Source organism: Stenotrophomonas sp. GD03794 (genome assembly GCF_029842145.1).
GTDB classification, from domain to species: domain Bacteria; phylum Pseudomonadota; class Gammaproteobacteria; order Xanthomonadales; family Xanthomonadaceae; genus Stenotrophomonas; species Stenotrophomonas riyadhensis.
In genome coordinates this window covers 76,816-91,622 of record NZ_JAOCFV010000006.1, presented here as the reverse complement: position 1 = coordinate 91,622, position 14,807 = coordinate 76,816, and the positions used below count along the sequence as shown (strand labels likewise).

At 65.9% G+C, this 14,807-nt stretch carries 12 protein-coding genes and 1 tRNA gene; 9 read left to right on the top strand and 4 right to left on the bottom strand.

Going from position 1 to position 14,807, the window contains the following annotated elements:
- Positions 1 to 69 precede the first annotated feature (69 nt).
- The 7 genes from leuS to N5D91_RS05460 all read left to right on the top strand — a co-directional run bounded on the left by leuS (position 70) and on the right by N5D91_RS05460 (position 6,252).
- Positions 70 to 2,712: a leucine--tRNA ligase gene (leuS, locus tag N5D91_RS05490; RefSeq protein ID WP_110714360.1), complete on the top strand. Its 2,643-nt coding sequence runs from the start codon at positions 70 to 72 to the stop codon at positions 2,710 to 2,712.
- A 136-nt stretch (positions 2,713 to 2,848) separates the two neighbouring features.
- On the top strand, positions 2,849 to 3,433 hold the full coding sequence (lptE, locus tag N5D91_RS05485) for an LPS assembly lipoprotein LptE (RefSeq protein ID WP_110713067.1): 585 nt from the start codon (positions 2,849 to 2,851) through the stop codon (positions 3,431 to 3,433).
- A gap of 9 nt (positions 3,434 to 3,442) precedes the next feature.
- A complete protein-coding gene (holA, locus tag N5D91_RS05480) occupies positions 3,443 to 4,480 on the top strand; it encodes a DNA polymerase III subunit delta (RefSeq protein WP_153855792.1) in 1,038 nt (345 codons plus the stop codon).
- Positions 4,481 to 4,483: 3 nt separating this feature from the next.
- A complete protein-coding gene (nadD, locus tag N5D91_RS05475; RefSeq protein ID WP_110713064.1) occupies positions 4,484 to 5,149 on the top strand; it encodes a nicotinate-nucleotide adenylyltransferase in 666 nt (221 codons plus the stop codon).
- 58 nt (positions 5,150 to 5,207) lie between these two features.
- Entirely contained in the window at positions 5,208 to 5,618 is a 411-nt protein-coding gene (gene rsfS, locus N5D91_RS05470) for a ribosome silencing factor (protein ID WP_005418109.1), read from the top strand.
- A gap of 64 nt (positions 5,619 to 5,682) precedes the next feature.
- The gene (rlmH, locus tag N5D91_RS05465) at positions 5,683 to 6,153 is read left to right on the top strand and encodes a 23S rRNA (pseudouridine(1915)-N(3))-methyltransferase RlmH (RefSeq protein ID WP_005418108.1); all 471 of its coding nucleotides are present in this window, start codon (positions 5,683 to 5,685) and stop codon (positions 6,151 to 6,153) included.
- A gap of 22 nt (positions 6,154 to 6,175) precedes the next feature.
- A tRNA-Asn gene (locus N5D91_RS05460) sits at positions 6,176 to 6,252 on the top strand.
- A gap of 132 nt (positions 6,253 to 6,384) precedes the next feature.
- On the opposite strand, the gene N5D91_RS05455 is transcribed toward N5D91_RS05460, so the two are convergent.
- From N5D91_RS05455 to N5D91_RS05440, 4 genes are all read right to left on the bottom strand, one after another.
- On the bottom strand, positions 6,385 to 7,806 hold the full coding sequence (locus tag N5D91_RS05455) for a basic amino acid/polyamine antiporter (protein WP_110713062.1): 1,422 nt from the start codon (positions 7,804 to 7,806) through the stop codon (positions 6,385 to 6,387).
- A 138-nt stretch (positions 7,807 to 7,944) separates the two neighbouring features.
- Complete coding sequence (locus N5D91_RS05450; protein ID WP_279907077.1) at positions 7,945 to 10,767, bottom strand: TonB-dependent receptor; 2,823 nt, start codon at positions 10,765 to 10,767, stop codon at positions 7,945 to 7,947.
- 198 nt (positions 10,768 to 10,965) lie between these two features.
- Positions 10,966 to 11,613, bottom strand: coding sequence for an energy transducer TonB (locus N5D91_RS05445; RefSeq protein WP_110713059.1), 648 nt, complete (start codon positions 11,611 to 11,613; stop codon positions 10,966 to 10,968).
- 217 nt (positions 11,614 to 11,830) lie between these two features.
- Complete coding sequence (locus tag N5D91_RS05440) at positions 11,831 to 12,568, bottom strand: SIMPL domain-containing protein (protein ID WP_180853807.1); 738 nt, start codon at positions 12,566 to 12,568, stop codon at positions 11,831 to 11,833.
- 131 nt (positions 12,569 to 12,699) lie between these two features.
- Here N5D91_RS05440 and N5D91_RS05435 point away from each other — a divergent pair, with 131 nt between their 5' ends.
- Both N5D91_RS05435 and rng read left to right on the top strand, forming a co-directional pair.
- Positions 12,700 to 13,308: a Maf family nucleotide pyrophosphatase gene (locus N5D91_RS05435; protein ID WP_110713056.1), complete on the top strand. Its 609-nt coding sequence runs from the start codon at positions 12,700 to 12,702 to the stop codon at positions 13,306 to 13,308.
- Positions 13,301 to 14,788: a ribonuclease G gene (gene rng / locus N5D91_RS05430; protein ID WP_049444954.1), complete on the top strand. Its 1,488-nt coding sequence runs from the start codon at positions 13,301 to 13,303 to the stop codon at positions 14,786 to 14,788. The genes N5D91_RS05435 and rng overlap by 8 nt, the downstream gene beginning before the upstream one ends.
- Positions 14,789 to 14,807 lie beyond the last annotated feature (19 nt).

The following is a 14,807-nucleotide window of genomic DNA, read 5'->3' as shown; positions in this document are numbered from 1 at the left end:
GGGCAGGATTGGAGACGTTTGCCGCACTGCGGTACGCTGTACCGCTTTGCCGCCGCATCCGCGTGTTCCATGACCAGCGCTGAAACCAACGCCTACGACCCGCAGCAGGTTGAATCCGCCGCCCAGAAGTACTGGGACGCCACCCGTGCCTTCGAAGTCGACGAGACTTCGGACAAGCCGAAGTACTACTGCCTGTCGATGCTTCCGTACCCGTCCGGTGCGCTGCACATGGGCCACGTGCGCAATTACACCATCGGCGACGTGATCAGCCGCTACAAGCGCATGACCGGCCACAACGTGCTGCAGCCGATGGGCTGGGACGCGTTCGGTCTGCCGGCGGAAAACGCCGCGATCAAGAACAAGACCGCGCCAGCGGCCTGGACCTACAAGAACATCGACCACATGCGCAGCCAGCTGCAGTCGCTGGGCTATGCCATCGACTGGTCGCGCGAGTTCGCCACCTGCCGTCCGGACTATTACGTCCACGAGCAGCGCATGTTCACCCGCCTGATGCGCAAGGGCCTGGCCTACCGCCGCAACGCGGTGGTGAACTGGGACCCGGTGGACCAGACCGTGCTGGCCAACGAGCAGGTCATCGACGGCCGTGGCTGGCGCTCCGGCGCCCTGGTCGAGAAGCGCGAGATCCCGCAGTGGTTCCTGCGCATCACCGACTACGCCCAGGAACTGCTGGACGGCCTGGACGAACTGGACGGCTGGCCGGAATCGGTCAAGACCATGCAGCGCAACTGGATTGGCCGTTCCGAAGGTCTGGAAATCCAGTTCGACGTGCGCGACGTCGATGGCAGCGCGCTGGACCCGCTGCGCGTGTTCACCACCCGTCCGGATACCGTGATGGGCGTGACCTTCGTGTCGATCGCCGCCGAGCATCCGTTGGCGTTGCATGCGGCGAAGAACAACCCGGAGCTGGCGGCGATGCTGGCCGACCTGAAGCAGGGCGGCGTGTCCGAGGCTGAACTGGAAACCCAGGAAAAGCGCGGCATGGACACCGGCCTGCGCGCGCTGCATCCGGTCACCGGCGAACCGGTGCCGGTCTGGGTCGCCAACTTCGTGCTGATGGGCTACGGCACCGGCGCGGTGATGGCCGTCCCGGGCCATGACCAGCGCGACAACGAAGTGGCCAACAAGTACGGCCTGCCGATCAAGCAGGTGATCGCGCTGAAGGATGCGCGCACTGAAGAGGAGCGCAACTGGGACGGCAGCCGCTGGCAGGACTGGTACAGCGACAAGAGCCGCGCCTTCGAACTGGTGAATTCGGCCGAATTCGACGGCCTGGACTTCCAGGGCGCCTTCGAAGCCCTGGCCGAACGTTTCGAGCGCAAGGCCCAGGGCCAGCGCCGGGTCAACTACCGCCTGCGCGACTGGGGCGTGAGCCGCCAGCGCTACTGGGGCTGCCCGATTCCGGTGATCTACTGCGCCAAGTGCGGTGCGGTGCCGGTGCCGGAAGAGCAGCTGCCGGTGGTGCTGCCGGAGGACGTGGCGTTCTCGGGTACCGGTTCGCCGATCAAGACCGATCCGGAATGGCGCAAGACCACCTGCCCGGACTGCGGCGGCGCGGCCGAGCGCGAGACCGACACCTTCGATACCTTCATGGAGTCGAGCTGGTACTACGCCCGCTACACCTCGCCGGGTGCCCGTGATGCCGTCGACAAGCGCGGCAACTACTGGCTGCCGGTCGACCAGTACATCGGCGGCATCGAGCACGCGATCCTGCACCTGATGTATTTCCGCTTCTACCACAAGCTGCTGCGCGACGCGCGGATGGTGGACAGCAACGAGCCGGCGCGCAACCTGCTGTGCCAGGGCATGGTGATCGCCGAGACCTACTACCGCCCGAACCCGGACGGCTCGAAGGACTGGATCAACCCGGCCGATGTGGAAGTGCAGCGCGACGAGCGTGGCCGCATCACTGGCGCCACCCTGATTGCCGACGGCCAGCCGGTGGTGGTCGGTGGCACCGAGAAGATGTCCAAGTCGAAGAACAACGGCGTGGACCCGCAGGCGATGGTCGGCAAGTACGGCGCCGACACCGTGCGCCTGTTCTCGATGTTCGCCGCACCGCCGGAACAGTCGCTTGAGTGGAACGAAGCCGGCGTGGATGGCATGGCCCGCTTCCTGCGCCGCCTGTGGGCGCAGGTGCAGAAGCATGCCGCCGACGGTGCTGCGCCGGCACTGGATGTGGCCGCACTGGATGCCAACCAGAAGGCGCTGCGCCGCAAGACCCACGAGACCATCGGCAAGGTCGGCGACGACTATGGCCGCCGGCACAGCTTCAACACCGCCATTGCGGCGGTGATGGAGTTGATGAACGCGCTGGCCAAGTTCGAGGACGGCAGCGAGCAAGGCCGCGCGGTGCGCCAGGAAGCGCTGCAGGCCATCGTGCTGCTGCTGAACCCGATCACTCCGCATGCCAGCCATGCCCTGTGGCAGGTGCTGGGCCATGGCGAGACGCTGCTGGAAGACCAGCCGTTCCCGCAGGCTGATGCCGGCGCGCTGGTGCGCGATGCGCTGACCCTGGCCGTGCAGGTCAATGGCAAGCTGCGTGGCACCATCGAGGTGGCGGCCGATGCCGCGCGCGAGCAGGTCGAGGCGCTGGCACTGGCCGAGCCGAACGCGGCCAAGTTCATGGAAGGCCTGACGGTGCGCAAGATCATCATCGTCCCGGGCAAGATCGTGAACATCGTCGCCGCCTGATGTACCCCGCACCGGCCACCTGTGCGGTGGCCGGTGCCTTTCCGGTGCAGGGCAGCGCACTTGATGGCCCTGCATTCACGCGGCTTCGGGCACGCTGTGTGTTGCCGTGATCGCCCGGCTCCGCCAGACTGTCTCCATGACCCGAATCCTGCTTGCCCTCGTTCTTGTCCTCGGCCTCGCCGGCTGCGGTTTCCATCTGCGCAACAAGCTGATGCTGCCGACCGATACGGCGCCGGTGAAGGTGGTCTCCACCGCCCCGTACAGTGAACTGGTCAAGCTGCTCAACCGCAGCCTGCTGGCGTCCGGTGCCAAGCTGGCCGATGAGGACAGCAAGGAACCCAGTACCCAGCTGCAGGTGCTGTCCGAGCGCTGGGGCGACCTGCCGATCGCCATCGACTCGCAGGGCCGCGCGCAGGAGTACAGCCTGCGCTATGCCGTGATCTTCATCTTCCGTCGCGAGGATGGCAGCGAGCTGGTGCCGCAGCAGGTGATCGAGCTCTCGCGCGACTATGTGTCGCCGCCGACCGACGCCACTGGTACCACCACCGAACGCGAGATCCTGGCCGATGAACTGCGCCGCGAAATGTCGGCGTCGATCATCCGCCGCATCGACAGCGTGGTCCGTGCCGAGATCGAGAAGGGTGGCAGCCTGTCGGCACCGAAGGCCAAGCCAGTGGAAGGTGCGGTGCCGGCCGAGCCGGTCCCCGCAACCAAGCACTGAGCCGCTGCGATGGAACTGCGTCCGGAGCAGCTGGCCAGCCAGAGCGCTGATACCGCGCTGGTGCCGGTCTACCTGATTGCCGGCCCGGAAACCCTGCGCGTGCTGGAGGCGGCTGACGCCATCCGTGCGCGGGCGCGTGCCGCCGGCATCGGCGAGCGCGAGGTGTTCGACGCAGATGGCCGCGATTTCGACTGGAACCAGCTCGACGCCAGCTTCAACGCGCCCAGCCTGTTCAGTGCCCGCCGCCTGGTCGAGGTGCGCCTGCCCAGCGGCAAGCCGGGCAAGGACGGCGCCGAGGTGATCAGCCAGTTCTGCGCCAATCCGGCGCCGGACGTGGTGCTGATGATCACCGCCAACGAATGGAGCAAGGCGCACCAGGGCAAGTGGGCCGAAGCGGTCAACCGCATCGGCGTGCTGTCGGTGGCGTGGGCGATCAAGCCGCACGAACTGCCGGACTGGATCGAGCGCCGACTGCGCGGCAAGGGCCTGCGCGCGGACCCGGCCGCCGTGCAGCGCCTGGCCGAGCGGGTGGAAGGCAACCTGCTGGCCGCCGCCCAGGAAATCGACAAGCTGGCGTTGCTGGCCGATGGCCAACCGCTGGACGTGGAACGGATGGAATCGCTGGTGGCAGATGCCGCCCGCTATGACGTATTCCGGCTGGTGGAGGCCACCTTCTCCGGCCAGCCGCCGGCGGTGCTGCGCATGCTGGCCGGCCTGCGCGGCGAAGGCGAGGCGGTAGCCGCGCTGATGCCGATGGTGATCCGAGAGTTGCTGGCCGGGGCCGGCCTGGCCCGGGTGCAGGCCCGTGGCGGCAATCTGGCCGCCGAGATGAAATCACGCGGCATCTGGGAATCGCGACAGGCGCCGTACAAGCGCGCGCTGCAGCGGCACCCGGAAAGCAAGCGTTGGGAGCGTTTCGTGGCGGAAGCGGGACTGGTCGACCGTATCGCCAAGGGGCGGGCCGACGGCGATGCCTGGCTGGCGCTGGAGCGCCTGCTGGTGGCCGTGGCCGAACCGCGTGCCGTGCGCCTGCTGGCGCGGGCCTGAGCGATGAGCCTGCGGATCTATTACGGGGGCACCTTCGATCCGGTGCACCTCGGGCACCTGGCGATCGCGCGTGCCGCCCGTGACGAACTGCAGGTTGCCGTGCGCATGCTGCCGGCGGCCGATCCTCCACACCGTGCGGTGCCTGGTGCCACCGCCGAGCAGCGTTGCAGCATGCTGTCGCTGGCCATCGGCGATGAACCCGGACTGCTGCTGGACCGCCGCGAGCTGGATCGCGCGGCACGCTTCCCCGGTCGGCCGTCCTACACCGTGGACACCCTGCGCGAGCTGCGCGGCGAGCTGGGCCCGAGCCGGCCACTGGCCTGGCTGGTCGGCGCCGACAGCCTGCTGGGCCTGACCCGCTGGCACGAATGGGAGGCCCTGTTCGGGTTGGCCCACTTCGTGGTGGCTGAACGGCCTGGCAGCCCGCTGCGGGTCGCGGTCGATGGCGAGCTGGGCCGTGCGCTGGAAGGGCGCTGGGCCGACAACGAGCAGGCCCTGTTCGCCAGCCCGGCCGGCCGCATCCTGCGCCTGCACCACCCGCTGCGCGAGGAGTCGGCCAGCGCCGTGCGCTCGCAGATCGCCGCTGGCGGGCCCTGGCGCGCACTGCTGCCACCGGCCGTGGCGGACTATGTGGCTGCACACGGGCTGTACCGCCCGGCCAGGCCGTGAATGGCGCAGCGGCGCCATCCCCGTATAATCGCCCCCACGTTTATCGAGTCGATTCACTTTGAGCAACCAGACCCAGCCCCAGACCATCAAGGTCGATCTGCCCAGTCCGCCGCCGTCCGTGCCGGAACTGCTGGCCAGCGTCCGCCAAGCCACCGAAGACCTGAAGGCCAAGGACCTGGTCGAGATCGACGTGCGCGGCCGGTCCAGCGTTGCCGACTACATGATCGTGGTTTCGGGCACTTCGACCCGCCACGTCAAGTCGATTGCCGATGAAGTCGTGCGCTTCGCCAAGAACATCGACGTGATGCCGCTGGGTGTGGAAGGCGAGCGCGAAGCCGAGTGGGTGCTGGTCGATCTGGGCGACGTGATCGTCCATGTGATGCTGCCACGCGTGCGTGAGTTCTACGCCCTCGAGCGCCTGTGGACCGTCGGCGACCAGCCACCGTCCAGCGACGACGAAGTGGCCTGAGCCACGCGTTGATGCATCCCTTCGACGGCGCCGATGGTGCCGTCGACGTTTTGGAGGACCGTTGATGAAAGCCCGCCTGATCGCCACCGGTGAACGCGCGCCCAGCTGGGTGGCGCAGGGCTTCGCCGAATACCAGAAGCGGTTGTCGCACTGGCTGCCGTTCGAACTGGTGGAAATCGAGCCCGGCCTGCGCGGCAAGGGGCGTGATCCGCGCCGTGCCACTGAAGATGAAGGCAAGCGGGTGATCGCTGCGCTGCCGAAGAATGCCTATGTGGTGGCGCTGGACGTGCCCGGACGCCAGCTCAGTTCGGAACAATTGGCGCAGCGCCTGGAACACTGGCGCGGGCAGGGCAGGGACCTGGCATTCCTCATCGGCGGTCCGGAAGGGCATTCGCCGGAAGTATCCGCGCTGGCCGACGAGAAGTGGTCGATCGGACCGCTGACGCTGCCGCACATGCTGGTGCGCCTGGTGGTAGCCGAACAGCTGTACCGGGCTGCCGCAATGATTGCCAATCACCCCTACCATCGCGCGTGAAGAGTGGTTATACTAGTCGTCTGCCCGAATAGCTCAGCCGGTTAGAGCACTTGACTGTTAATCAGGGGGTCGTTGGTTCGAGTCCAACTTCGGGCGCCACCTTGAAAAACCTGCATCGCGAGATGCAGGTTTTTTTTTGCGTCTTTGTAGCGTCGAGGTTGCGCGACTGCTGTTGTGGAGCCGAGCCATGCTCGGCTGCTGCGGATGAACCAGCCGAGCGTGGGCTCGGGTCTACAGCGCGAGATTGCCTCGCCAGAACGCGACCAGCGTGGCGATCGCTACGATCAGGATCGCACCGAACAGCACCCACTCCCAGCGCGTGAACACACGCTCGCCGCGCTGGCGCCGGGTCAATGCAAACAACGCCACGCCGGGCACGTACAGCAGTACCGACAGCAGCAGGTTGTCGAGGCCGCCGGCATATACCAGCCACAGCGCGTAGGCGCTGGCCAGCAGTGCGACCCCAAAATCGCGCCAGCGCACGACGGGTTCACCGGCATAGGCCTGCCCACGCCAGGCCAGCTGTACGCCGAATGCCGTGGACAGGAAGTAGGGGACCAGGCTCATCGACGCGGCCAGCAGCACCAGCCCGGTGTAGCTGCCGGAATTGACCAGTACCAGCAGCAGGAACAGCTGGATCAACCCATTGCTCAACCAGAGCGCATTGGCCGGAACGCCGCGCGCATTCTCGCGGCCGAGGAAGGCCGGCATGGTGCCGTCGCCGGCCGCGGCGTACAGCACTTCGGCGCACAGCAGCACCCAGGCCAGCAGCGCACCGAGCACGGAAATGATTGAACCGACGATGATCACCGTGGCGCCCCATTCGCCGACGATCGCGCGCAGTACATAGGCCATCGACGGATTGGGCAGCCCGGCCAGTTCGGCCTGTGACAGCACCCCCATCGACAGCAGGCTGACCAGCACCAGCAGCAGCCACACGCCGAGGAAACCGATCACCGTGGCGCGGCCAACGTCGGCACGGCGCGCGGCACGTCGCGAATAGATACTGGCGCCTTCGATGCCGATGAACACCCACACGGTCACCAGCATCATGCCGCGCAACTGCTGGCCGAGGTCGCCGAGCGCGGGTGTGCCGAGGAAATCGGCGCGGAACACCTCCATGCGGAAGGCGCCGGCGGCCAGGACCAGGAACAGCGCGATCGGCAGCAGCTTGGCCACCGTCACCAGGCCGTTGACGATGGCGGCAGTGCGCAGGCCGCGCAGCACCAACAGGTGTACGGTCCACAACAGCAATGACGAAGCGGCCACGGCGGCCGGGGTATTGCCTTCGCCGAACACGGGCATGAAGTGGCCGAGGCCACTGAAGATCAGCACGAAGAAGCTGGCGTTGCCGAGCACCGAGGCGACCCAGTAGCCCCACGCAGCGGAGAAGCCGATGTAGTTGCCGAAGCCTTCGCGCGCATATGCGTAGATGCCGGTATCGAGATCAGGCCGGCGGTTGGCCAGGGCCTGGAACACGAAGGCCAGCATCAGCATGCCCGCGCCGCTCAGGGCCCAGCCGATCAGCGCCGCGGCCGGGCCGGCGCTGCGCGCCACGTTCTGCGGCAATGAAAAGATGCCGGCGCCGACCATCGAGCCAACCACCAGTGCAGTCAACGCGGGCAGGCCCAGGCGTTGCGAAGTTGCGGCCATGCAGATCCCCTGCGGCGGTGATGCCGCGTGCACACGGTAGCCATGTGCCCGTGAACATGCCTGCAAGGGGCGGAACGACGAAGGCCCGGGCAGCTGCCCGGGCCTTCGAAGTTGCTGCGTTGAAAGGTGTTGCCTGTATTACTTGAAGGTGTACTTGGCACCGACGGTGAAGTAACGGCCCAGCGCACCAGAGAAGTGCATCGGGTTGTAGTTCACGCCGCCATATGTGGTCGGATCGAGAGGAGCGATACGGTCGAATACGTTGGCCACGGAGGCGTTGAGTTCGAAGGCGTCTGTAATGTTCCAGCGCCCCGACAGGTCGAACGTGGTGAAGGAGGAGATCTTCGTCACCGGCGTGCCATCTGCATAGAACGCCTGATACGTGCCGCCGCGCTTATCGGTGTTATCCATCTTGCCGATGTAGTTGGCAACGCCGCTGACGCTCCACGGCCCCTGCCGCCAGGTGGTACCGAAGTTGATCTTGTCCTTCGGCGTGCCGATGCAGTTGGTGACGTCGCAGTTGCCGTGGGTGCCGGCATAGTCGACGGTCTCGGTGCCCTCGGTTCGCTCGAACTTCAGGATATGGCTCCATTGCAGGTCCAGTTCCAGCTGGCCAGGGCCGATGTCGAACGTTTGGCGGATATCGGTATCGATGCCCCGAACACGCGAGGAATTGGCATTCACATACGCTGTATTGACCGCCAGGATGTTGCCGCTGTTGGGCACGCCACCGATGTTGTTGATGTCACGTACGACGTTGCCGGCCCTGATCGCTGCCGTAGTGCTGCCCTGGGCGATTTCATTGGTGCGCTTGATCTGCCATGCATCGACTGTCATCGAAGTCGAAGACGTTGGTTGCAGCACGATGCCCACAGAGTAACTCTTGGATTCCTCCGGCTTCAGATCCTTGTTCGGGCGGGTGATGATCGCCACCGTGCGGGCAGGGACATTGCATTCGGTAGGGTCAATTTCGCAGCGCAGCGGGTCGGTTGCGTTCGAGAATGCAGCCAGACCACCGTCACCGTTTTCGGCGGGGTTCGGCGCGCGGAAACCTTCGGCATAGCTGGCCCGCAGAGCGATCCAGTCGGCCGGCGTCCATTTAACGCCGAGCTTCGGTGTGGCTTTGCCTTCTCCGCTTTCGTACTTGTCGTAACGCAGCGCGCCTGACAGTTCCAGCTGTTCCAGGACCGGTGCGGACAGTTCGACGTAGCCAGCGTAAACGTTCTGCGTGCCGTCATAGGCAGAATAGCCCAAGCCGATGATGTCACCCGTATCGGTGTAGGTCTGCGGCGTCAGGCTGTTGCTGGTCTTGCGCCATTCGGTGCCGATCGCCAGGCCCAGTGGGCCGCCCTTGAGATCCATCAGGCTGCGCGACACGGTGAAATCGAACATATCCAGACCGGATTTTGCACGTGCGCTGATGGTCGGTGAGATGTAGTCGTAAAGCGCCTGCGAGTTCAGATTGGCGTTGTCACCGATGCGCCACACGCCGCCTGCGCAGTTCGGGTTGCCCAGTGCGCACTGCACAGCGCTGTAGCGTAGGAAGCCGGTGCGCTTGTTGACCAGGTCGGTTGCCGAATGTAGATAGGCGGTATCGTAGCTCCAGTCACCCCAGTTTCCCTTGACACCGACCAGGAATCGGTTGAACTCGTTGGTGTTGTTGGTTACACGCGGACCGACATCCCATGCTGCATAGCGCAGCCTGGACGCTTGGCCGGGGATCGGATTGTCAGGATGGTCCGGGCCAAGCACGGTGGCTTTGGACCCACTGTTCGCTGTGACTACGCCACCTGGGAAACCCCAGGTGCCGGCCGCGCCCGATGGCGTGTTGCTGAAAATCGTTTCCTTCTTCGAGTAGCCGATTTCGGTGTAGATCTCGCCGCCTTCACCAAACGCGAAAGTGGCGCGACCGAACACGTTGATGTACTTCTCTTCCGGGGTCAGGTCGCGATACTGCTGTGCCGGATCCCACAGGCAGCCTTGAGCCTGTGCACTGGCGTCTGACTGGCCAGGAATGGTGGTGAGGTTCGCACAGCCCGGCAGCGCAACCAGGAAGGCAGGGTTTTCCTCGGTTGCATTGCGGTCGTCGAACACAGAACCATTGGGGCCAACGCCGCCTGCCGTGCCATTGGACAGATACGCGCCGCCTAGGAACTGCGAATCGGCTGCATCGTAGCCCCACGGGCGAGTATCGCCGGTTCCGATCCACTTGCGGTTCTTGCGATCGCTGATCTTGATGGCATCGGTCTTGCCGACGTCCAGGCTGAAGAATGCGTTCCAACCATCGCTGGCCAAGTCGCCGGTACCAGCGGTAAGGGTTGCCTTCTTGGAATCTCCATCGCTGTCGCCGGACAGACCATACGACGCACGCAGGATGGCGCCCTGAAAGTCACTGCGCAGGATGATGTTGACTACGCCTGCGATGGCGTCGGAGCCATAGATCGCCGAGGCGCCGTCTTTCAGTACTTCCACACGCTCGACGGCATCAAGCGGAATGGTGCTGAGGTCGGTGAACACCTTCTGGCCGTCATCAGCCAGGCCGTAGGTCGCCATGCGGCGGCCGTTCAACAGCACCAGCGTGGAACCCGCACCGAGGCCGCGCAGCGAAATGCCGGCGCCACCGCCTGCGAAGCCGTTGCCGAAAGTCTTGGGAATCGAGCCTGCACCGTCAGCGGTGATGGTCTGCAGATACTCCGCCAACGTGGTCTTGCCCGTACGGTCGATTTCCTGGCGGGTCACCACCTGCACCGGCGACGGTGTTTCGGTGTTGGTGCGCGGAATGTTTGAGCCCGTGACCGTGATGCGGTCGAGGTTGGTGGCCTTCTCCTGCTCCTGCGCGAAGGCGGAGTTGGAAGCTACCGCGCCAACCAGCAGCAGCGTGCCGCCGGTAAGGATATGGGTGATGGACGATGCCAGGGTGGTGCGGCGGCGGCTGGCGGGCCGTTGGATCAGGTGTTTCACAGCTTCTCTCCTAACTGGAAAACCATAGCGTTGAGGGCTGTCTCCGGAAGGTTCCGGGACGGGCCAATCTAGGTTTCCGATGGGTGACGAAGCAGTGAAATTTTGCTTAATTCGTAACGCCTGACTGCTGGCTTTGCCGAGTCTGTCTTTTCGCGTGTGAAAGCCGGCCCGACGGGTCGCCGGGCCGGCCCGGAACGATCACTCCGGCAGCGAGAACTGCACTGGCACCAGGCCGATGGCCGGGACCGCTACGCCATCACGCTGGGCCGGTTCGAAACGCCAGCGCTTCAGCACCTGCTGGCGCGCGGCCTGGTCCAGGCTGCGCGAGCCACTGCTGCGCTCGATGCTGACCATGACTGGCTGGCCGCTGCTGTCGACTTCCACCCGCAGCAGCACCGTGCCTTGCTCATGATTGCGCAGGGCCGGCACCGGATAGGTGGGTGGCGGTGCACTGCGGTATTGCAGCTGCGCTCCGGCCAGCGGTGCAGCACTGTCGATGCTCGGCGCGAGCTGTGGCGGGGCCGGTTCGGCCGCTGGAAGTGCGATGCCCTGGGTTTCCTCCACGGTCGCGGTGGGAGCGGGCAGGGGCGGCGTTGCCGGCTGTGCATGCGGCTTCGGCACGACCCGAGCGATCTCCTTTGGGTCCAGTTTCGGCGGTGCCGGCGGTGGGGGGATCTTCTCGATCAGCCGTACCGTGGTCTTGTCGCGCGGGACCTGTACGGCCTGGTAGGTCGCCGGTATGAGCAGCAGCAGGAATGCGAGCAGATGCAGGGCGATGGCCGCGCTCCAGGCGGCAACGCGGGCGGGGTCGAAGTGCGGGGATGCAACGGGATACGTACGAACCATGGTCCACCTCCATGCCAGTGACGAAGTCCTCAACGCACCAGGGCCCGTGGCGGGGTTGCCGCACGCGGCTGGCAGTGCATCAGTAGCGCGGCATGGCGGCCACTGCCTAGAGGCAGGGGCGGCATCGTTGGGCTGGCCTTCAGCCAGCACCGGTGGTGCGCATGAAAAAAGGCGGGCCCCCTGCGGGACCCGCCTTCGTTGGCGGTGCTGGGCGCGATCAGCGGCCCAGTTCGAACACCACGTCCAGGTTGACCGAGACCGTCGATTCGCCCGGCGCGACCGTAGTGGCCTTGTCCATCGCCGCACCGGCGGACATCGTCCGCATCATCGGCATCGGGCGGAAGCCGCCGTTGCTGTTTTCGGAGATGCTGACGATGCGGCGCACCTGCAGCCCCAGTGATTTCGCATAGGTCTGGGCGCGGGCCTGGGCCTTCTTCAGCGCAGCCAGGCGGGCTTCGTCATAGACCGGTTCCGGCTGGTCGATCTCGAAGCTGGGGCCATTGATCTGGTTGGCGCCCTGTGCGGCCAGTGCGTCCAGCACCTTGCCGAGCTTGGCGATGTCGCGCACCTTCAGGCTGACCGTATTGTTGGCCTGGTAGCCGGTGATCTTCGGCGCTTCGTTGTCGGCATAGCGGTACTGCGGATTGAGGCTGATGCCGCTGGTCTGCACGTCACGCTCGGCGATGCCGGCGGCCTTGATCGCGGCCAGCACCTTGTCCATCTGCTGGGCGTTCTGGCGCATGGCGCTGTTGCCATCGGCAGCCTGGGTGACCACGCCGGCCGACAGGGTGGCCACGTCCGGTACGCGGGTGGCTTCGGCATTGGCCGAGATGTTCAGCAGCGTGCCTTCGGCCGGGGCGGCGATCGACGGCGACGACGGGGCGGCATGGGCAGTCATCGAGGTTCCAAGGGCGAGGGACAGGGCAAGCAGCAGCGGGGTGGCGGTCAGGCGCATGGAGAACTCCTTGTTGTGCCGTTGAGGGTGGTGTCGTAGCGATGAACGCGCTGTGAGCCCGTTCGGGGTTGAACGCGTTCCGTAACGGGTTGCCGACGATTCAGGTGGCGGCCTCAGGTTATGCTGTGCCGATGCTCTATCTTGCTTCCCGCTCCCCCCGACGCAACCAGTTGCTGGCCCGACTCGGACGCCCCTTCCAGGCCCTGGACCTGGAGGTCGTCGAGCAGCGCGCGCCCGCTGAAAGCGCCGAACAGTATGTATGCCGGGTCGCCGCCGACAAGGCGCGCGCCGGCCTGGCCCGGGTGCTGGCCGATGATCCGCAGGCGCGGGTGCTCGGCTCGGACACCGAGGTGGTGCTGGACGGTGAAGTGTTCGGCAAGCCGGCCGATCCCGCCGACGCGCGGGCGATGCTGGCCCGGCTGGCCGGGCGCACCCATCAGGTGATGACCGCAGTGGTGGTGGTGGCTGCGGACGGGCTGGACAGTGAGCTGGTCATTTCCGAGGTGACCTTCGCGCCGATCAGCGCCGCCGACATCGCTGCCTACGTGGCCACCGGCGAACCGCTGGACAAGGCCGGGGCCTATGCCATCCAGGGCGGGGCCGAGCGCTGGATCGAACATCTTTCCGGCAGCTACTCCGGCGTGATGGGACTGCCGCTGCTGCACACCGATCGTCTGCTGGCGCGCTGCGGCGTGCCGGCCCCAACTGCTGATGCCGCCAGGGAGGCTGCCGATGTCTGAGGAAATCCTGGTCAATGTGACCCCGCGCGAGACCCGGGTCGCAGTGATCGAAAACGGCATGCTGCAGGAGCTGCATATCGAGCGCGGCTGGCGCCGGGGTGTGGTCGGCAACATCTACAAGGGCAAGGTGCAGCGGGTCATGCCCGGCATGCAGGCGGCCTTCGTCGAGGTCGGGCTGGAGCGCGCTGCGTTCCTGCACGCCAACGACGTGGTGCGGCCGGCGCCGGTGGCCAGCGCCGACACCGAGAACACCACGCTGCCACCGCCGTCCAGCGTGCCCATCGTCGAGCTGCTGCGCGATGGCCAGGACATCGTGGTACAGGTGGTGAAGGACCCGATCGGTACCAAGGGGGCGCGCCTGACCACGCAGATCAGCATCCCCTCGCGTTACATGGTGCTGCTGCCGCAGTCCAAGGTGGTGGGCGTGTCGGCGCGTATCGAGGATGAAGGCGAACGCGCGCGGCTGAAGGCGCTGGTGACCGAACTGTCGGCCCAGCATGGCGGCTACGGCTACATCGTGCGTACCAATGCCGAGGGGCAGCCGGCCGAGGCCATTGCCGAGGACATCGCCTACCTGTCGCGGGTCTGGAACGTGGTCGAGCGACGGGGCCGCGAAGCGCCTTCGTGCAGCAACATCTATGAAGACCTGAGCCTGCCGCTGCGTTCGGTGCGCGACCTGATCCGCAAGGACGTGGACAAGGTGAAGGTGGACTCCAAGGAAACCTTCGCGCAGCTGCAGGCGTTCGTGGCCAAGTACATGCCGGTGCTGGCCGAGAAGCTGGAACTGTATTCGGGCGATCGCCCGATCTTCGACATGTTCGGGGTGGAGGACGAGATCGGCCGCGCGCTGGACAAGCAGGTGCCGCTGAAATCCGGCGGCTACCTGGTGATCGACCAGACCGAGGCGATGACCACCATCGACGTCAACACCGGTTCGTTCCTCGGCCAGCGCAACCTGGAAGAGACGGTGTTCCGCACCAACCTGGAGGCCGCGCAGGCGGTGGCCCGGCAGCTGCGGCTGCGCAACCTGGGCGGCATCATCATCATCGATTTCATCGACATGGACGATGCCGAGCATCGGCGCCAGGTGCTGCGCACCCTGGAGAAGGCGCTGGCCCGCGACCATGCCAAGACCACGGTGTACGACTTCTCGCCGCTGGGCCTGGTGGAGATGACCCGCAAGCGCACGGTGGAAAGCCTGGAGCGCCAGCTGTCGGAAACCTGCCCGCAGTGCAGCGGCCGTGGCAGCATCAAGACCACCGAGACGGTGACCTACGAGATCTTCCGCGAGATCACCCGCGCGGTGCGCCAGTTCGATGCGGCGCGCCTGCTGGTGATTGCTTCGACCAAGGTTGTTGCGCGCATTACCGACGAGGAGTCCTCGGCGGTGGCCGAGCTGGAAGAGTTCCTCGGCAAGAGCATCCGTTTCCAGGCGGACGAGCAGTACCTGCAGGAGCAATTCGATGTCGTTCTGCTCTGACCCTCGCCGGCTGCAGGCC

What these genes read in the sequence shown, in the direction of transcription:
- N5D91_RS05455 (WP_110713062.1), bottom strand. Translation starts at nt 7,806, where the DNA reads ATGGCCGCAACTTCGCAACGCCTGGGCCTGCCCGCGTTGACTGCACTG.
- rng (WP_049444954.1), top strand. Translation starts at nt 13,301, where the DNA reads ATGTCTGAGGAAATCCTGGTCAATGTGACCCCGCGCGAGACCCGGGTC.
- N5D91_RS05440 (WP_180853807.1), bottom strand. Translation starts at nt 12,568, where the DNA reads ATGCGCCTGACCGCCACCCCGCTGCTGCTTGCCCTGTCCCTCGCCCTT.
- N5D91_RS05435 (WP_110713056.1), top strand. Translation starts at nt 12,700, where the DNA reads ATGCTCTATCTTGCTTCCCGCTCCCCCCGACGCAACCAGTTGCTGGCC.
- holA (WP_153855792.1), top strand. Translation starts at nt 3,443, where the DNA reads ATGGAACTGCGTCCGGAGCAGCTGGCCAGCCAGAGCGCTGATACCGCG.
- N5D91_RS05445 (WP_110713059.1), bottom strand. Translation starts at nt 11,613, where the DNA reads ATGGTTCGTACGTATCCCGTTGCATCCCCGCACTTCGACCCCGCCCGC.
- nadD (WP_110713064.1), top strand. Translation starts at nt 4,484, where the DNA reads ATGAGCCTGCGGATCTATTACGGGGGCACCTTCGATCCGGTGCACCTC.
- rlmH (WP_005418108.1), top strand. Translation starts at nt 5,683, where the DNA reads ATGAAAGCCCGCCTGATCGCCACCGGTGAACGCGCGCCCAGCTGGGTG.
- leuS (WP_110714360.1), top strand. Translation starts at nt 70, where the DNA reads ATGACCAGCGCTGAAACCAACGCCTACGACCCGCAGCAGGTTGAATCC.
- lptE (WP_110713067.1), top strand. Translation starts at nt 2,849, where the DNA reads ATGACCCGAATCCTGCTTGCCCTCGTTCTTGTCCTCGGCCTCGCCGGC.